Annotated in this window: 16 protein-coding genes; 14 read left to right on the top strand and 2 right to left on the bottom strand. The window is 55.2% G+C overall.

Annotated elements, in window-relative coordinates; translation table 11 throughout:
• The first annotated feature begins 459 nt into the window (after positions 1-459).
• From WBR57_RS18300 to WBR57_RS18270, 7 genes are read left to right on the top strand one after another with little or no spacing between them, the layout of a single operon-like run.
• Positions 460-1,467 carry a glycosyltransferase gene (locus WBR57_RS18300; protein WP_424085378.1) on the top strand — a complete coding sequence of 336 codons (1,008 nt, stop codon included), beginning with the start codon at positions 460-462 and terminating at the stop codon, positions 1,465-1,467.
• Positions 1,467-2,606 (top strand): NAD(P)/FAD-dependent oxidoreductase, encoded by a 1,140-nt coding sequence (locus WBR57_RS18295; protein ID WP_424085317.1) that lies wholly within the window; start codon positions 1,467-1,469, stop codon positions 2,604-2,606. The genes WBR57_RS18300 and WBR57_RS18295 overlap by 1 nt, the downstream gene beginning before the upstream one ends.
• Entirely contained in the window at positions 2,587-3,927 is a 1,341-nt protein-coding gene (locus WBR57_RS18290) for a hypothetical protein (protein WP_424085315.1), read from the top strand. The genes WBR57_RS18295 and WBR57_RS18290 overlap by 20 nt, the downstream gene beginning before the upstream one ends.
• Before the next feature lie 27 nt (positions 3,928-3,954).
• Entirely contained in the window at positions 3,955-4,749 is a 795-nt protein-coding gene (locus WBR57_RS18285) for an NAD-dependent epimerase/dehydratase family protein (RefSeq protein ID WP_424085314.1), read from the top strand.
• A complete protein-coding gene (locus tag WBR57_RS18280) occupies positions 4,746-5,582 on the top strand; it encodes a sugar phosphate isomerase/epimerase family protein (protein ID WP_424085312.1) in 837 nt (278 codons plus the stop codon). The genes WBR57_RS18285 and WBR57_RS18280 overlap by 4 nt, the downstream gene beginning before the upstream one ends.
• Positions 5,579-5,941, top strand: a complete 363-nt coding sequence (locus WBR57_RS18275) for a multidrug transporter (RefSeq protein WP_424085310.1) — start codon at positions 5,579-5,581, stop codon at positions 5,939-5,941. The genes WBR57_RS18280 and WBR57_RS18275 overlap by 4 nt, the downstream gene beginning before the upstream one ends.
• A gap of 11 nt (positions 5,942-5,952) precedes the next feature.
• Positions 5,953-6,762: a glycosyltransferase family 2 protein gene (locus tag WBR57_RS18270; protein ID WP_424085308.1), complete on the top strand. Its 810-nt coding sequence runs from the start codon at positions 5,953-5,955 to the stop codon at positions 6,760-6,762.
• Positions 6,763-7,350: 588 nt separating this feature from the next.
• Here WBR57_RS18270 and WBR57_RS18265 read toward each other — a convergent pair.
• Together WBR57_RS18265 and bamA are read right to left on the bottom strand one after the other, a co-directional pair.
• Positions 7,351-8,178: a lipopolysaccharide biosynthesis protein gene (locus tag WBR57_RS18265; protein WP_424085306.1), complete on the bottom strand. Its 828-nt coding sequence runs from the start codon at positions 8,176-8,178 to the stop codon at positions 7,351-7,353.
• Positions 8,179-8,275: 97 nt separating this feature from the next.
• Positions 8,276-10,642: an outer membrane protein assembly factor BamA gene (gene bamA / locus WBR57_RS18260; RefSeq protein ID WP_424085304.1), complete on the bottom strand. Its 2,367-nt coding sequence runs from the start codon at positions 10,640-10,642 to the stop codon at positions 8,276-8,278.
• A 196-nt stretch (positions 10,643-10,838) separates the two neighbouring features.
• Between bamA and WBR57_RS18255 the strand changes: the two genes are divergently transcribed.
• The 7 genes from WBR57_RS18255 to WBR57_RS18225 form a co-directional block, all read left to right on the top strand.
• Positions 10,839-11,522: a response regulator transcription factor gene (locus tag WBR57_RS18255; RefSeq protein ID WP_122539572.1), complete on the top strand. Its 684-nt coding sequence runs from the start codon at positions 10,839-10,841 to the stop codon at positions 11,520-11,522.
• Positions 11,519-12,802 (top strand): HAMP domain-containing sensor histidine kinase, encoded by a 1,284-nt coding sequence (locus WBR57_RS18250; protein ID WP_424085301.1) that lies wholly within the window; start codon positions 11,519-11,521, stop codon positions 12,800-12,802. Before WBR57_RS18255 ends, WBR57_RS18250 begins: the two co-directional genes overlap by 4 nt.
• Before the next feature lie 64 nt (positions 12,803-12,866).
• The gene (locus WBR57_RS18245) at positions 12,867-13,313 is read left to right on the top strand and encodes a hypothetical protein (protein ID WP_424085299.1); all 447 of its coding nucleotides are present in this window, start codon (positions 12,867-12,869) and stop codon (positions 13,311-13,313) included.
• 241 nt (positions 13,314-13,554) lie between these two features.
• Positions 13,555-15,960 carry a TonB-dependent siderophore receptor gene (locus tag WBR57_RS18240; protein WP_424085297.1) on the top strand — a complete coding sequence of 802 codons (2,406 nt, stop codon included), beginning with the start codon at positions 13,555-13,557 and terminating at the stop codon, positions 15,958-15,960.
• Positions 15,961-16,152: 192 nt separating this feature from the next.
• Positions 16,153-17,067, top strand: coding sequence for a Fe(3+) dicitrate ABC transporter substrate-binding protein FecB (locus tag WBR57_RS18235; RefSeq protein WP_424085377.1), 915 nt, complete (start codon positions 16,153-16,155; stop codon positions 17,065-17,067).
• 2 nt (positions 17,068-17,069) lie between these two features.
• Positions 17,070-18,059 (top strand): iron-dicitrate ABC transporter permease FecC, encoded by a 990-nt coding sequence (gene fecC / locus WBR57_RS18230; RefSeq protein ID WP_424085295.1) that lies wholly within the window; start codon positions 17,070-17,072, stop codon positions 18,057-18,059.
• On the top strand, positions 18,056-18,759 hold a 704-nt coding region (locus WBR57_RS18225; protein WP_424085293.1), incomplete at its 3' end, for an iron chelate uptake ABC transporter family permease subunit. The genes fecC and WBR57_RS18225, both read left to right, overlap by 4 nt.

The raw sequence follows: 18,759 nt of genomic DNA, 5'->3' as shown, positions 1-18,759 counted from the left end.
CTTTCGAGCGGCTTTGTTTTTTCTGTAGCAGGAGCTTTTTTGCTGCAGTTGGCCAACTCCCTATTTGGCTTTTTCAACAAGGGCAATCTTTGCTGATGGTTTATGTCTTGATGACTCATTTTCTTCGCTGATTTTACCTATACCTTGGGCATCTTGGAGGCGTTACGTGCTGTGACGATTGTTAATTCAGGATGGCAGGGATATATGGGCTCTGTAATGGCTGAGGCGATGGTGAAAATCGAAGCAGCCGGCAGCGCTTCAATGAGTCAATAGGGGCTCTGAGTGGTGCGGTGCAGGGTGCAGAGTCCGGAACGAAGGTGCTGAGGTGGTTGGGCTTTGTGGTCCGATGGGGTGCTTCGTGTCATGAGGGTTGGTCAGGTGTTAAAGTGTGACGCTATTCACGCGCTCTGGTAGGTAATTCCTTTTTCATTCGGGCGGTCGTCGACACGAGAGTACATGATGGAATTTTTTCCTTGTTTTTTTTCTATGGTCTTTGTATTTCGTAATCAGGCAAACGATCTTGAGAAATTTCTAATAGAGGCGACAACGACCATTGGCAAAGCTGTCAGCGATTACGAGCTAATTGTCGTAGACAATGCCTCCGATGATGACAGTGTCTCAGTGTTGAAATCGCTGGCGGGGGAAAGTGGTCTAGCAAATCTTCAAGTGTATGCGTTGACTAAAGAAGTAGACGCGGATACTGCTTCTTGGGTTGGGTTGGAAAATGCTTTGGGTGATTTTGTCGCAGTCATAGATCCTTTGACTGATGATATTGGCTTTGTTCTTGAGATGCTCAAGAGATCTGTTGGCGGCGCAGACGTGGTGTTTGCTCGAAATGAACAAAAAACCGAGCAAAGCTTTGCTTACCGCGGGGCGAACTTTGTATTTCATAGTCTTTATAAAAAGTTAAATGGCGTAGATTTGGCCAAAGAAGCGCCGCATTATCGGATACTGAGTAAGCGAGTCATCAATTTTATTCTTCAGCACCCTCAACCCGCTATCACGTATCGTCATCTTCCAGCAACGGGGGGATTTGCCCGCGCTTATCTGAATTACAGTTCTGCACCAAAGGCCTCTCATACAAAACGTCTCGGTGAGAGTGTTGATCGTGGAATGCGGCTGTTGGTGTCAACTACCCGGGCGCCCATGAGGTTGGTTACCTACCTTTCTATGTTTGGCGCTATCGCTAATTTGGTATATAGCGTTTATGTTTTGGCTGTCGGTATTTTGAAGACTGATGTTGCGCCTGGCTGGGTCAGTTTTTCTCTGCAGCAGTCCGGTATGTTTTTTCTGATATCTTTGGTTCTGTTGGTGCTGGGTGAATACATAATAAATATGGCCAGCCTATCGAATGAGGGGCCGCTTTATCACGTTGCACAAGAGTTTACGAGTGGGCGAATGACACGTCTTGATAAACTTAATATTGAAGAAGTGATGCACGACCCGCAAAAGCGGTCAGCTCCCTGATGATTGGTGTAAATCTCGATCAAACTGATTTTGACGCTGTCATAATTGGCGGTGGTTTTTATGGGGCCGTAATCGCTATCTATTTGGCAAGCCGTGGTGACTTCAAGCGAATTTTGTTAGTTGAGCGCGAAACGGGACTGATGCTGCGAGCCTCCTATAATAATCAGGCCCGAGTGCATAATGGCTATCACTACCCTCGAAGCTTTACAACTGCTTATAGAAGTCGTGTTAATTTCCCCAAATTTCTACGTGACTGGCCTGACGTCATTAACACTGACTTTACCAAGCTTTATGCTATTGCTCGGCGTAATTCAAAAGTTACGGCTAAGCAGTTTGAGCGTTTCTGTCATAACATTGGCGCATCAATCAGGCCCGCTGACAGTTCATTGAAAAAGATGTTTGAGTCACATTTGATTGAGGATGTATTTCAAGTCGAGGAGTGTGCGTTTGATACCACCAAGCTTGCGCGCTGGGCAGAGAGGGAGTTGAAGAGAAGCGGTGTTAAATTGATGTTTGGGGCTTGTGTCACTGAAGTATCGAGAGAAAGATCAACCTCTTTAAGTGTTGTGGTGCAGTCCAATCACCTCGAAGCTCAAAAAATAAGTTCTCACTTTGTGTTCAACTGTACCTACAGCGGTATTAATCAGCTCAAAGGTGGTTTTACAGGCATTCAGTCCGAGCTCAAGCAAGAAATTACCGAGATGGCGCTGGTTCAAGTTCCTGATCCCCTTGAGGGCGTGGGTATTACAGTAATGGACGGTCCGTTTTTTTCAATGATGCCCTTTCCTGCTCGTGGCTTACATACTCTCTCTCACGTGCGTTATACACCTCATACTAGTTGGAGTGATAGGCAAGGTTTAGACCCTTACGAAAAATTACGTGCGCATGAAAAAAACACACGTTTTGAACGCATGATTCGCGATGTGGCACGCTATATCCCTCTTGCGTCGAACGTTCGGTTTAAAGACTCGCTTTTTGAGGTTAAAACTGTTCTTGTGAGAAATGAAGTAGACGACGGAAGACCTATCCTTTTTGAACCCCACCCTGACCTCGCCGGGTGCTACTCTATTATGGGGGGGAAGATAGATAATGTTTATGATGTTATCGAAAGGTTGGAAGATGAAATTAAAATACTCTAGCATTATTGGATGTTTGGCTATTTTTTTATGGGTTGCTTCTTTTCTTTGCTTTTATCCTGGCTCTATGACTTGGGACAGCTTGGAGCAGTTAAGGCAGGCCCGTACCGGTGATTATGGCGATTGGCATCCTCCTGCCATGGCGTTTATATGGAGCCTCTTTATATTTATAAAGGACGGCCCAAGTATGATGTTGGTATTTCATATCTCCATGCTGTGGACGACTGCAATTTTATTGTACTGCTTGAGCACGAGGGAGAAATGGCCCTGTGGGGTATTGTTTTTATTGATACCTATATTGCCTTGGGTTCTAAACTTCGAGTTTGTCATATGGAAAGACATTGGGATGGCTTATTCTTGGGGGGCGGGGGTCGCCATTTGTCTTTATTATCGGTCTAAAGATAAATTTCCCAGGTGCGCCGTCGCGGCTGTCCTTTTGTTATTTTTCTACGGAGCTTTGATACGCTCTAATTCTTTGGCAGCAGTTCCCTTTTTGTTTTTGTTTTTTGTGATCTGTATTTGTAAAAAAATCTCTATAAAGACCGCGACGGCCGTGATGATCGGCAGTCTTATGTTATGTGTGTTGGCAAATATGGTGCTTAATTCATTTCTTGATCCTAAGAAAACGAATCCTATCAGCTACGTGATGTTCGACGATTTGATTGGGCTCAAGCTACAAGGTAAAGATGTAAACTTGGATTTTTTGACGGAGCAGGAGCGTTCCTCTATTGTATCTTGCCCTCATATTAAAGAAAATAAAGTTGGTGCAGCATTTTGTCTAGATACAGATCGTTGGGCTGATATTACACAGCATAACTTCAAAGCGCTAAGTTTTTCTTGGCGTAATGCTCTGAGCGAAAACTTCTTAGGGTATTTATATTATCGGTCGCAAGCGTTTTTGCAATTGACCCGCTCTCCCTTTAGCTCGAATTATGATATCAGTCAGTTTCGAGTTGTTGAGCCCCCTTATGTATTTGAATCTGGCATTCGCGAAGAAACCAAAATCGAAAAAATGTTCAGGAAGTATGTGCATGCCTTTTCCAAGGTTCTTCCAGGGGCGTTTAAACCTTATGTGTGGATGTTGCTGTCTATTGGCTTGATCGTGTTTTTTGCTAGGCATGCATCCTCGAAAGAACGTTCGTTATGGTTGCTTCCTGCATCGGGCCTGTTCTACGCCTTGAGTTATTTCCCGGTCACGCCGGCTGCCGATCTCAGATACGTTTATTGGCTATGTTTTGTTTGTACAATTTCCGGGTTTGTCGCTATAAATGAATATTGTGTTTATCGTCGTGCCAATAGCCAGCTAAAACAAGCGGCTTTATAAAATATTTCGTGTGGAGGAGAGGTGATTATGAAGTCAGCGCTTATTGGATTTTCTGGATTTGTAGGCTCAACTCTTCTTCGGCAAACAGCGTTTACATCGTTGTACCGCTCAACCAATATCGGCGATATTGAGATTGAGGATTTTGACCTTGTGGTGTGTGCGGGCGCCTCCGCGCAAAAGTGGCTTGCAAATAAAGAGCCTGAAGATGACCTAAAAAACATTAATGACCTGATAGAGCATTTGAAAAAAGTTCGATGCAAAAAGTTCATTCTTATTAGCACTGTCGATGTTTTTCGCCAGGCTGGAGGTGTTGATGAGGAAACCCTTGTTGAGTTAGATGGCCTGCATGCCTATGGACGGCATCGGAGGCTGCTTGAACTATTTGTCGAGGAAACGTTTTCTTCATTTTTAATCGTGCGCCTTCCGGGGCTGGTCGGGCCTGGATTGCGTAAGAATGTCATCTTTGATTTTTTTAATAAAAACAATCTTGATGAGATCGATCATCGAGGGGTTTTTCAGTTTTATCCAATGGTTAATTTATGGGGCGATATCCAGACTGCTCTGAATGCTGGCCTTGAATTAGTGCATCTTACTGCGCAACCGCTAAGTGTGGGGACGGTTTCAAGGGCGGGGTTCGGTGTCGAGTTTTCAAATGAACTCAGTCGGCCCGTGGCGACTTACGATATGCAGACCAAACATGCCGTTCTCTTTGGCGGTGTTGGCCGTTACCAATATTCTGCACGAGAAACTATTCAAGCGGTCAGGTCTTACGCTCAATCTGAACCTGTTCTTGCTAAAACGGGTACAGGGGGTCGTGTATGAGGCTGTCTATTTCAAACATTGCCTGGGACACTGCGGAAGATGAAGAGATAGCCGATTTGCTTCAAGGCGTTGGGGTTGATGTAATTGATATAGCACCGGGGAAATACTTTCCAGTTCCGGCCGATGCAAAAATACAAGATATCAGCAAAGTGAAAAATTGGTGGGCTGAACGTGGAATTGAAATAACTGGGCTTCAAGCACTGTTATTTGGCACCACGGGTCTGAACGTTTTTGCTGGAACCCAAAGCCAGACTTCTTTATTAAATCACTTGGCAGAAGTGTGTCGTGTCGGAGCAGGGCTTGGGGCTACCAGGATCGTATTTGGGTCTCCTAAAAATCGTGATCGGAGTGGATTGAGCGACCAAGAAGCGCTAGACGTTGCCATTCCGTTTTTCAGAAGGCTAGGAGATATAGCCCAATCGTTTGGAGTAAATATCTGCCTTGAGCCTAACCCTGCATCGTATGGTGCCAACTTCATGACTACCAGTGTGCAAACCGTGGAGGTGGTCAGGGAGGTAGCGCACCCGTCTATAGGTATGCAGTTGGATACTGGCGCATTAACCATGAATGGAGAAGATGTCTTCGAGGTGCTTCAATCCATGTCGGGCCTGATAGGGCATGTCCATATCAGTGAGCCAAATCTGTTGCCGGTTGGTGACGGAGCAACAGATCACAAAAAAATGGCTCAGGCAATCAGGCAGTACCTTCCCAATCATGTTGTTACTGTTGAGATGGTAGCGACTGCGCACGAGTCTCATGCTTTGTCTGTCGCACGAGCTCTGGGTGTCGCTATCCAGTACTACCGCCCCGAAGGGCAAAGGGGGAGGGTATGAGTGCAAAGTGGATAATTCTTTTTCTGGGCATTATTTCCAATGCGTCAGCCAGCGTGCTGATCAAATTTGCAATGATCCCGCCGCGCAAGTTTCCCTCTCTCGCAGATCCCTTGGGATCGCTGACGAATTGGCCGTTTTGGTTAGGCTTAAGTTTGTATGGCGCAGCCTTTCTGCTATACGCAGCGGCCTTGGCTCGTCTGCCGTTGAATGTGGCGCACCCTATACTTACCGCAGGAGCGGTAGCGACAGTCGCCATTTCTTCAGTGGTTTTTTTTCGTGAGCCATTTTATTGGACGACCGCTGCCGGGATTATATTTGTGATCATCGGTGTCGGACTCATCACTGCACGCATCGCTTAATGGTAAATATCGTGATTCCACCAGCTTCTGAAACTGACTTTCGTAAGACATGGCAAGTTCCTGCATTTGAGACGCTTCTTTGGCTTGGGCGGAAACGGCCTTGGTGCGTGGTGATCCCGGTAATTAATGAGGGGAAGCGAATAGCTAATTTGCTCAACCGAATGGCCGCTCTCAAAATCGACAGTGTTGCAGACATCATTATCGTTGATGGGGGCAGTACCGATGGCTCTTTGGATCTGGAGGCTCTGAAGGCACTGGGTGTAAGTGGTTTATTGCTCAAGACTGCGCCAGGAAAGCTCAGCGCTCAATTACGTTGTGCCTATGCCTTTGCACTGGATCAAGACTATCAGGGTATTGTCACTATCGATGGTAATGACAAGGATGACCCGGGCGCTATTCCAGGGTTTATCAAAATGCTCGAAGAGGGCGCTAGCTTTGTACAAGGCTCTCGATTTGTTCCGGGAGGTGTTGCCGAAAACACCCCTAAGTTGCGTGACTTTGCAATACGCTTCATTCACGCACCATTACTGAGCCTGTCTTCGGGTTTTAAATGGACAGACACTACTCAGGGCTTTAGAGCTTATAGTCGGGACATGCTGGTAGACCCTGAAGTGGCTCCTTTTCGGGAGGTTTTTATGACTTACGAATTGTTGGCTTATCTTTCGTATCGAGCACCAAAATTAGGCTATAGGTGTGTTGAACTAGCGACGACCAGGCGCTACCCCAAGGGGGAGGTTCCTACAAAAATCAGCAGTGTCAAAGGTAATTTGTCTGTTCTAGAGGTTCTTTTTCGCGCCTGTCTCGGGAAATATAACCCATAGATTTTTACGAGAAACAATGACGCAGATGCTCTGTAATAGATAACGATGAGATTTTCGCTCCATGGTTTTTTACGCTTATTGAAGCGAATAACGATGTGGCGATTGTCTTTTTACCTCCGAATATATCTTGCATGATGTGCACTTTCGTTATTTAGAATGACTAAATAACCTAAGCAGCCCCGGCTTGGGTTTGTGTGTAGTGGTCTAATGATTCCGGACACCCATCTAGGCGAGAATGCTCGCCAGATAGAGGTGTCTGATGACCAAGCAACTTCGTTCCTTTTTCGCTGAATTCAAACGAGAGGCCGCAGGCCTCGTACTTGATCAAGGCTATCACAAAAACGTCAGCTCTTGATGGACGTTGCTGGACTCTCGTAGAGCAGAACATCGCTGGAGCTCAAGTAAATACAAGCTTAGAAAAAACCAGGGTGAAATTTTGAAGTCTTTCAAGAAGTATGAAAAAGGAGATGGGGGGCTAGGGGTCGAGTGTTCAAATCACTCCGTCCCGACCATATTCTGAAAGGGGACCTCTCACTTATAGTGACGGGTCCCCTTTTTCGTTCACGGCTTTTAAAAAGCTGCGTCAAACTACCCGAGCATCGCCTCCACTTCCCCAAGCGTCACGCGCGGCACCACGCTCGGTGGAATCCTCGAAGTGTCAGATAAGTTGTAGACCATGAAGTCATCCCCCATGACCTTTTTCGACATCAATTCGAATGAGGGAAGTATGCGGCTGTGAAAGTGTTCATCGAGTCCGCAGGGGGAGTTTATGGAGTCATTCGTTTCATAAAATCGCCCCGAGTTCTGGTCCAGATCAACGCCAACCAGGAAGACTTTTGAAAATCCGATGTGAAAGGCCAGCTGCAGTGCCAGGTAGGCCACTGTTCGCGCATCGAAAAAACCTTCGCTCATGTCCTTGCTGAACCCTACGGGCCGCTTGCGGAGGGCGGATAGGGAATGATCAGCGACCAGCGCGCTATGCCTTCCCAGCGCCACATCCAGCCATGATGGTTTTTCAGCCTTGGACAAAGGGTAGAGCGGCCCGTTTGGGTGAGCATGGGATGCTTGCGCGTGGTCTTCCCATAGCGCGACTTTTTGGCTGAGGGCCATCGCGTACTTGAAGAGCTCCGGCTGCTGTTTGGAAAAGCTTCTGTCCGTACACACGTAAAAGTACGGTTTGACGCTGGTGTTTATAAACTTCGAAATAGCGCCATTCATCGTGATCATTGGCACGTGCGCATATTTTTCGATGGGGAACGACTTGGCAGACGCCCCGGAAGCAATAATAAAAACGGCGCCTGGTTCGATATTTCGGCACGTTTCAAAATCGTGCGTCGCCAGGCGATGGGAAGGGTCAGAACCCTCTGGTTCTGACTCTGATGCAGGCTCTACAGGGACTCGAGACAGTGGTTTCATGAACTCAACCGTGCAGTGAATGTAGTTTTCCTACATCACCGGACCTGAATTCTGCCTCAGAGTTTCTTTGTAAAAAAAATGATACTTAGCTAGGCAATCAAAATGTTTGCCCGATCGAGAACTGAAATATTTGGGTTTCCGCATTTTCAGGCGTGCGAATCGGGTAGGCCAGGTTGACGCTCAGCGGCCCCAGCGGGCTGTACCAGGTCACGCCCACCCCCACTGAACTGGCCATCTTGCTCAGGTCTACATTGCCACAACCCTGGGTCGTGCTGAGGTAGCAGGTGTCCGAATACACCGTACCCACATCCCAGAACAGCGAAGTACGCACGGATTTGTTTTCTTTGACAAAAGGCACCGGGAACAGGTACTCCACGCCACCCGTGATCAGGATGTTGCCGCCCAGCGCATCGGTGTCGCGATCGGAGTAATAGGCCTGCCCGGCACGCGCATAAGTACCGGTGGCAGGGGTGTTGCGCGGGCCGAGGGTGCCGCTCTGGAAGCCACGCACAGTGCCCTCGCCACCGGCGCTGTAGGTTTCATAGAAAGGCAACCCGTCCGTTGAACCATAGCCGTTGCCGTAGCCGAGCTTGGTATGCAAGCGCAGGGTCGTTTCGCTGGTGACGGGCAGGTAAGTCTGCCCCGTGTAATCGACTTTATAGAAGCTGAGGTCGCTGCCCGGCACTGTCACCGTCAGGTTGAGGTTTTGAGAATGCCCTCGGGTTGCCAATATCCCTCTGTTCAATGTCGATTCCGACCAGCCGACGCTGGCCTTGAAGTTGGTGAATTCCTTGCCTTCGCGCTCCACAAAATCGTAGATCTCGTCCGCGCTATAGGTGCCCGGTTCAATGCTGTCACGTTGCGCAGACAGGCCAAAGCTCAGTCGAGAGGTTTCATTGATCGGGTAGCCGAGGTTGGCGCCCAGGCCAAAGCTGTTGATCGCGTAGTACGAGACCCCGTCGTTGTAATAGGTGTTGTAGTCGGTTTTGCTGTAGAACGCGTTGTACCCGAGGCTCACGCCGTCGGAGGTGAAGTAGGGATCGGTGAAGCCGATGTTGTATCTGCTTTGGTAGGTCGAGCGCGTCAGCCCCAGGCTGGCAGAGTTGCCAGTGCCGAGGAAGTTGTTCTGGCTGACCGAACCGCTCAGAATCAGGCCCGAATTCTGTGCAAAACCGACGCTGGCGGTAATTGAGCCTGACGCTTGTTCCTGTACGGCGTAGTTCACATCCAGCTGATCATCGACGCCGGCGACCGCTGGCGTCTCGACGTTCACTTCCTTGAAGTACCCCAGGCGCTCCAGGCGCACCTTGGATTGGTCGATCAGGTAGGTCGACGCCCACCCACCCTCCATCTGGCGCATTTCCCGACGCAGCACCTGATCGTCAGTCTTGGTGTTGCCGCGAAAGTTGATGCGATTGACGTAGGCTCTCTTGCCGGGGTCTACGGAGAAAATGACGTCCACCGTGTGGTCTTGTTCGTTGACTTTCGGCACGCCGCTGACGTTGGCAAACGTATAGCCCTCGTTTCCCAGGCGGCGGGTAATCAGCTCTGAGGTGGAGGTCATCAGCTTGCGCGAGAACACCTGGCCTTTTTGTACCAGTAGCAGTGACTGGACCTGATCCTCCGGGACTTTGAGCTCGCCACTCAGTTTCACCTCGCGCACCGTGTATTTCGGGCCTTCATAGATGTTCACGGTGATGTAGATGTGTTTCTTGTCCGGGGTCATGGAGACCTGGGTCGAGGTGATATCCATGTTGATATAGCCACGATCCAGATAGTAGGAGCGCAGACGTTCAAGGTCACCGGACAGCTTTTCGCGTGCGTATTTGTCATCGTTCTTGAAAAACGACAGCCAGTTGCTGGTCTTGAGGGTGAATTGTTCGGTCAACGCCTCGTCGGGGAAGACGTTATTGCCTACTACGTTGATGTGCTGGATCGATGCCACTTCGCCTTCATTGACCGTAATCTTCACCTCCACGCGATTGCGCGGTTGGGCCACTACCTGCGCGTCGACCGATGCCGAGTAACGTCCCTGGGCGACGTACTGGCGCTGCAGCTCGTTGCGTACACCTTCGAGGGTGGCGCGCTGGAAAATCTCGCCCTCTGCAAGCCCTGATTGCTTCAAACCCTTCAGCAGGTCATCGGATGAAATCGCCTTGTTGCCCTCGAGTTCGATACTGGCAACCGAAGGGCGTTCGACTACATTGATAATCAGCACATCGCCTTCGCGGCTCAACTGGATATCCTGGAAGAAGCCCGTCTTGAACAGTGCGCGGGTAGAGTCCACCAGGCTCCGGTCGTCGGCCTGGTCGCCGACGTTGAGTGGCAAGACACCGAACACGCTGCCCGCAGAGACACGTTGCAAACCGTTGATTCGGATATCCGAGATTTTGAAGCCTTGGGCGAGTGCCAGTGTGGTGTTGAGCAGCAACGCAACCGAGCAGAGCAGGCGCGAAAAATTCATCAAGATCTTTTCCAGAACACATCGACAAGCAGTGCCGGCGCGCTCGGACAATTCGCCACGCGGCCAGACTGGTGAAGATCCAGCATAAGAGTGCGTGGCGTTTGATGCGGTTAACCGAATGTCAAGTTAGGTAAAGGTTGGTTAGAAACCGCGAGGCAAGACCGATAATGCGCACTCCACCACCGACGAGCCTGTGATGATCTCCGTACTGTTAGTCGACGACGACCAGGAACTGACTGGGATGCTGAGCCAATACCTTGCACGCGAAGGCTTTGCAGTCACCGCTGTGCATACGGGGGAGGAGGGTGAGATGCAGGCGCTTTCGGGGCGTTATGGCATCGTGGTGCTGGATGTCATGCTGCCCCAGCGCTCTGGTATTGAGGTGCTCAGGCGTATCCGCGCCGTCAGCCAGGTGCCCGTGGTGCTGCTGACCGCCCGTGGCGACAACATAGACCGCATCACGGGCCTGGAGCTGGGCGCCGACGACTACGTGCCCAAGCCCAGTTCACCCGGCGAATTGGTCGCACGGTTGCGCGCGATCATGCGCAGGGTGCAGCCGGTGGGCCAGCCGACCACCGAAGTGATAAAAACCGGCTTGCTGGTGCTGTGGCCGGGCAAACGCCAGGCCTTGTGGAAGGGTGTCGAGCTGGGCGTGACCAGCACCGAGTTCAGCCTGCTCGAAGAGCTCGCGCGCAGTGCCGGCCAGGTCGTGAGCAAAAAGGACCTGTCGCTCAACGCCCTGGGCTGCCCGTTGACCCGCTATGACCGGCGGATCGACGTGCACATCAGCAGCATCCGGCAAAAACTCGGGCCGCGTCCGGACGCCAAGGCCTGGATCCAGAGCGTGCGCGGCCTTGGCTACCTGTTGATTGCCGAATGACCAGGCCCAGCCTGCTGTTCTGGAAACTGTTCCTGGCCTTCTGGTTGGCCACCACGCTGACGTTTCTGTTAGGCGTCGGCGTGTTGGAGTGGGGCCGTTTCCGGCCCAATGACCCGCACGTCGAAGCCGTGCTGGCGACCGAAGCGAATCTGCTGCAGCGATATGGCATCGAAGCCGGGGGCCAATTCCTGGCGGTTTGGGAGCATCCACCGGACGAGGCCATCGGCATCTATGACAGTACCGGCAAATTGCTCGTGGGCTCGCCGGTCGAGATGCCAATCTACGAGCAATCGCTGGTCAGCAAGGAAGGCCTGGCGCTTTCGATCAGGTCCACCCACCCCCCCGGCACCGACCTCGGCAAGCCCTGGCAGCAGCTCCCGCTGATCATCGGCACGCTGATGAGCGCGTTGTTCAGCGGCTACATGGCCTACTACCTGGCCTGGCCCCTGGCCTACCTGCGCCGGGCGATGAGCGACGCGGCCCAGGGGCGCTTCGAAACCCGGGTCAAGCCGGCCATGGGCAAGCGCCGCGATGAAATCGTCGACCTGGCCGAAGATTGCGACCGTATGGCCAACCAACTGAAGGTGCTGGTAGAAGCCCAGCAGCACTTGCTGCACGACATCTCCCATGAGCTGCGCTCACCGCTCACGCGAATCCAGGCGGCCATCGGCCTGTTGCGCCAGGACCCCGCTCGAGTGGAAGTGCTTGAGCGCATCGAACGCGAATCCGAGCGCATGGACACATTGATCGAAGCGCTGCTGACCCTGGCACGCCTGCAAGGCCGGCCCGAAAGTATCGAGCGCGAGCCGGTGGATATCGTCGAGTTGCTGGCGATGATTGTCGAAAATGCACAGTTCGAAGCCGGGATCAAAGGGTGTCGTGTCGAGCTGCAGGCGTGTCCATCGTTCATCGCCTGCGCCAGCGGCGAGTTGCTGTACCGCTGTTTCGAGAACGTCATCCGAAATGCAGTGCGCTACACCCGGCCGGGCAGCGCCGTGCTCGTGGCGGCGCAGATCAATTCCGATGCGACCCGCCTCAACGTGCGGATCACCGACCACGGGCCGGGGGTCGAAGAGGACCGTCTGCAAAGCATATTCCAGCCGTTCGAGCGTGGCGTGAACGACACCAGTGTCGGCTTTGGCCTGGGGCTGGCCATCGCTGCGAGGGCCGTGCAGATGCACGGCGGCACGATTGAAGCCCGTAACGAACCGGCGGGGGGGCTGACCGTGAAGGTAAACCTGCACAGCGCACTGTCTTTACACGATATTACATTGGCTTGACGGCCCTGTACGTTGCGCCTCTTTAGACTCGATGCCTCTGTGGTCCTATTGAACGGCGGTGGCGATGTTTCAAGTGCATAAAAAGGGCTTGGTTCCCGGCCGGAAAATGGTCGACGGCCTGGTCCCCTATGATTTCTTTTGCGAAGACAGCCCGGCGATCAACCTGTTTGTGTTCACCGGTGCGGCCACGCCCGGCGCACTGGTCGAGGAGCAAACACTGTGGGGGTTCACCCGGCTGGAACGGTTTGAAGCGATGACCGGCGCATTGCTCGGCAACAAGCGGCAGACTGGCTGGTTTCAGAGTGTGAATGTGCTCACCGGGCCCAACCAGAACGGCACGCAAAGCGTGAAATTCCAGCGCGTGCTGAAAATCATCAAGCACGCCAGCGAGCCCCGTAAAGTGGATTACGAAATCCTGACCGACGACGGCGACACCTACTTCACTCGGCAAAACGTCGCAGCCAACAGTGCGCAGACCGTCATCTATTCAGCTGACTCGGCCGGTCAGTGAGCCTGAAAGCGCCCCAATAGCAGCACCAGCCCCGCCCACGCCTTCCGTAGGGTATTCAGGCTGGGCAGTGCAAGCCCGTAACGCTACAGTGGGCCTTCCTCGGACGACCGTTCGCCGAGAACCCCAACGCGAGGTAGGGCTGGACATTCCCATCGGTTGAAAAATAGTTGCCGAAGCCTGTCCCCTTTTTTCACGTCGCCTGTCATTCCAGGTAAGTGAACAAAATCGAGAGCTTCCTCCCATGTCCGCAGTTCTACCTTTGCGCTTGCGCCCGTTACTCAAGCTGAGCCTGATGCTGAGCCTCAGCGCCAGCCCATTCTTCACTGCCGTCAGCTATGCCGACGACGCCGCCACCCGCCGCAGTTACCAGGTTCCGGCCGGCAGCTTGAGTGCGGCGTTAACGCGTTTCGCCGGTTTGTCGGGGGTCAACCTGTCTGTCGACCCGGCGCTGGTCAGCGGGCGCAGCAGCAGCGGTTTGTCCGGTGAGTACGGGGTGGAAGAGGGCTTTGCGCGCTTGCTGCAGGGCTCGGGTTTGCAACTGCAACCGATGGGCGACCAGGCCTACATGCTGGTGCCGGTGCCGGATGGCAGCAGCCTGGAACTGGCGCCAACCTCGATTCTCGGCACCACCGGCCTGTACGACGGCGACACCTATGCCGGCGGCCAGGTCGCGCGGCGCGGCAACCAGGGCCTGCTGGGTACGCGGGATTTTATGGAAACGCCCTTCAGCATCACCACTTACACCCAGGAAGCCGTGAAAAACCAGCAGGCGCGCACCCTCGGCGACCTGATCGCCAGCGACCCCTCGGTACGCGCCACCAACCCGGCCGGTGGGCGCTACGAGCAGTTCACCATTCGCGGGTTCAGCCTGTTCAACAGTGATGTGGCCTACAACGGCCTGTATGGCGTGTTGCCGACGTACACCATCGACATGGAAATGGCCGACCGCGTCGACATCTTCAAAGGCCCCACCCAGTTGATCAACGGCATTTCGCCGCGTGGCAGCGTGGGCGGCGGGATCAACATCGTGCCCAAGCGCGCCACCGACAAGGACATCAACTCGTTTACCGGCAACTGGGCCTCCGACAGCCAGGCCGGTGGCGCGGTGGACATAGGCCGGCGCTTTGGCGAGGACAACAAGTTCGGCATCCGCTTCAACGGCGTGAAGCAGTCCGGCGATACCGAATGGGACCACCAGAATGTCGACCGTGAGATGGCCGTGCTCGGCCTGGATTTTCGCGGTGAACGCCTGCGCCTTTCGACTGACATAGGCCGCACCGAACGCGACACCGACGCCCCGCAGGAACGCGTGCAAGTGGCGGCCAACGCGCCGGTGCCCAGCGCCAACGATGTGCGCCGCAACTACGCACAGTCCTGGAGCAAGGCCAGTACCAATGACACGTTCGGTACATTCAGCGGCGAGTACGACCTGAGCGATAACGTGATGCTCTACGGCGGCGTCGGCGCGCGCAAAAGTAACCACGACTTCCTGCGCCACGCTGTCTCCGTGACCAATGCGGCTGGGGACTTCCTCGTGCAGCCACGGGATTTCACCCGCGATGAAAACGTGCGCACCTACACCGCCGGCGTGCGCAACTGGTTCCATACCGGGTCGGTCAGCCATGAGCTCAACCTGGCTGCGAGTTACTTCTACATGGACTTTGAAAATGGCGGCGCACGCTACGCGCAGGGGCGCAGCAATCTCTATAACCCGGTGCAAACGCCGACGCCCTCGACCGCAACACGTCAGGACCCCAAGGTCTACACCGAGAACAAGTTCAGCGGTGTGGCGCTGTCCGACACCCTGGGCTTCTTTGAGGACCGTCTGTTGTTGACCCTTGGCGCGCGCTGGCAGCGGGTCAAGGTGGATGACTGGAACAATGGGGTCAAAGGCGTCACCGCCTACGACGAAGAAAAAGTCTCGCCGTCCGGCGGCCTGCTGTTCAAGGCCACCGACAAGCTGTCGCTGTATGCCAACTACATGGAAGGCCTGAGCCAGGGCAAGGTCGCGCCGTCGACCTCGGTCAACGACGATGAAATCTTCCCGCCGTTTATCAGCCGCCAGGTTGAAGTGGGCGCCAAATACGATGCGGGTGCCTTCGCCGTGACCGCGGCGGTGTTCCGCATCAAGCAACCTGCCTACGAAACCAATGCCATCACCCAAGTGTTCGGCCCCAACGGCAAACGCCAGAACACCGGGGCGGAGCTGAGCATGTTCGGCGAACCGCTCAAGGGCGTGCGCCTGCTCGGCGGCGTGATGTACATCGACAGCGAACTGCAAAAAACCACCAACGGCACCTACGACGGCAACCGCGCACCGGCCACGCCCAAGTACAACGTCAACCTCGGCGCCGAATGGGACGTGCCGACCCTGGAAGGCCTGACCCTGACCAGCCGCGGCATCTACTCCAGCTCGCAGTACCTGGACCAGTCCAACGTCAAGGAAATCGACGCCTGGAACCGCATCGACGTGGGCGCGCGGTATGCGTTCAAAGTGGATGACAAGCACATCACCCTGCGCGCCAATGTGGAAAACGTTGCGGATAAACGCTACTGGAGCTCGGCAGGCGCATCGGATGACAGCGAGCCGGGGCTGACCTTGTCAACGCCGCGCACCTACCTGTTGTCGGCCACGGTCGACTTCTAATACGGTGGCCCGTTATGGGTTGAGGGCTTCTGTGGCGAGCCCGCTCGCCACCATCAGCCAGGCGCTGCCGCACGGAGCGGGGCATAAATGAGAATGTTTTTTGATCACACCGTCCTGATATGGAATAGTACCCGCCGTTTTCCCCAGCCTGTCTGGCTGGGGTGTTTTAACGCCGAGGTACTTGTCATGCGAATGCTGCGCTCCATCCCGACCCTTGCCGCCTGCCTCCTGGCGTTTTCTTCCAGCCTGTTAAGCGCTGCGCCCATCGACCTGAATGACGGCCAGCACGCGGTGCACCTGCCGGATGCGCCCAAGCGCGTAGTGGTGCTGGAGTTCTCCTTTCTCGACAGCCTGGCCGCCGTAGACGTGACGCCGGTCGGCGCCGCCGATGATGGCGACGCCAACCGCGTGCTGCCCCGCGTGCGTCAGACCATCGGCCAGTGGAAGTCCGTGGGCCTGCGCTCGCAGCCGAGCATCGAGGAAATCGCGCGGCTCAAACCCGACCTGATCGTCGCCGACCTCAACCGCCATCAGGCGCTGTACAGCGACCTGGCGAGCATTGCGCCAACCCTGTTGCTGCCCTCGCGCGGTGAGGATTACGAGGGCAGCCTCAAGTCCGCCGAGCTGATCGGCAAGGCCCTGGGCAAAAGCCCGCAGATGCAGGCGCGTATCGCCCAGAACCGCGAAAACCTGAAAAAGATTGCCCAGCAAATCCCCGCTGGCGCCAGCGTGTTGTTCGGCGTTGCCCGCGAAGACAGCTTCTCGGTGCACGGCCCGGACTCCTATGCCGGCAGCGTGCTGCAAGCGATTGGCCTGAAAGTCCCGGAGGTTCGCGCCAACGCCGCGCCCACTGAATTCGTCAGCCTCGAACAACTGCTCGCCCTCGACCCGGGTTGGCTGCTGGTCGGCCATTACCGCCGCCCGAGCATCGTCGACAGCTGGAGCAAGCAGCCGCTGTGGCAAGTGCTTGGCGCTGTGCGCAACCACCAGGTGGCGGAAGTCGACGGCGACAGCTGGGCACGTAATCGCGGGGTATTGGCGTCCGAGCAGATCGCCGAAGACGCCCTGGCGATTCTCAAGGGCGGCAAAGCCGTACTGAGCCAGTAACCGTGCAGCGCAGTTTGGCCGCAGCCGGCATTGTGCTGGCGGGCGCCTGCTTGTTCTGGCTCTCGCTGTACAGCTGGTCACCGTTCACCATCACCGCGACAGATGCCTGGAATGGCCTGGTTCACCAGGGCAGCGTGGGCGGCAATATGGCCTATATCGTCGCGCAACTGCGTGTACCTCGCGCGCTGTGCGCGGCATTGGTCGGTGCCTGCCTGGGCCTGGCCGGTGCATTGATGCAGGGCATCACCCGCAACCGCCTGGCATCGCCTTCGTTGTTTGGCGTGACGGCCGGTGCGGCATTGGGGCTCGCGTTGTTTTCCACCGGTTTGGTCGCACCGCCGTTTGCCGGCGGTGCCTTGCTGATGACCTGCCTGGGCGGCGCGCTGGCCTGGGTCACGGTGTTCAGCCTCGGCGGCGCCTGGTCGCCGACCACTGCTCAGGGTCGGCTGGTATTGGCCGGCGTTGCCGTCGCTGCCTTGTGCGCTGCCTTGACCCGGCTCACGGTGATCCTGGTCGAAGCCCAGGCGCAGAGCGTGCTGAACTGGCTGGCCGGCTCCCTGGCCAACGTCGGCACGGCGCAGCTGCAATTGCTCTGGCCGTGCACCTTGATCGGCGGCCTGTGGGCGCTGTGGTGTGCGCCGCGCTTGAACCTGATCAACCTCGGCGAAGACGCCGCGCGCTCACTCGGCGTGGGCATCGCCAGCCTGCGTTTGCAGGTGTTTTTCGCCAGCCTGTTGCTGGTGGGCGCGAGTGTTTGCGCGGTAGGGCCGATCGGTTTTGTCGGGCTGATTGCGCCGAATATCCTGCGCCAGTTTCTCGGCAACGATTACCGCTGGCTGATCCCGCTGAGCGCGGCGCTGGGTGCGGTGATCGTGCTGGGTGCCGACCTGCTCAGCCGCGCCGTGGCGTTCCCGGTGGAAACCCCGGCCGGGGTGGTCACTGCCTTGATCGGCGCACCGTTCTTTCTGTTTCTTGCCAGGCGTGCCCTATGATTCGCCCATCACTGCGCCTGTGGCTGCTGCTCGGTCTGTTGCTGGCGGCCACCTTGGTCAGCCTCAGCGCCGGCACCCTGTGGCTCACGCCCGCCACCGTGTTCGAGCGCCTGCTGGCCCATGACGCCCTCGACTTCGAAGTGTGGAACCACCGCCTGCCGCGCAGCCTGATTGCGATCCTCGCAGGCGCCGCGTTCGGCCTGGCCGGGGCGATTGTGCAGGGTGTTATTCGCAATCCATTGGCCTCGCCGGAGATCCTTGGCGTGACCCAGGGCGCCGGGCTCGCGCTGACCGTGGCGATCATCGGCTGGCCGCACCTGCCGATTGCCTGGCTACCGCTGGTGGCCTGCCTGGGCGGTGCCGGTGGCGCGTTGCTGCTGGCGTTGTACAACACCGGGGTGAGTTTTTCCGGGGTGCGCTTTGCGCTGTCGGGTGTGGCAATTGCGGTGAGCTTGTCCAGCGTCACCGAGTTTCTGATCCTGTCCCACCCGCTGGATATCAACACTGCGCTGCTCGCGCTCACCGGCAGCCTGTGGAGCCGCAACTGGCACCATGTGGCGCTGGTGCTGCCGTTCCTGGTGCTGATCCCGCTGGGCCTGTGCCTGGCCAAGCCGCTGAACCTGATCGCCCTCGGCGATGAAGCCGCGCACAGCCTCGGCACCGCACTCAGCCGTACGCGCTGGCTGGCGATGGCCTGCGC

Source organism: Pseudomonas sp. (genome assembly GCF_049590575.1).
Lineage (GTDB): Bacteria > Pseudomonadota > Gammaproteobacteria > Pseudomonadales > Pseudomonadaceae > Aquipseudomonas.
This window is presented reverse-complemented; position numbering and strand designations above follow the sequence as displayed.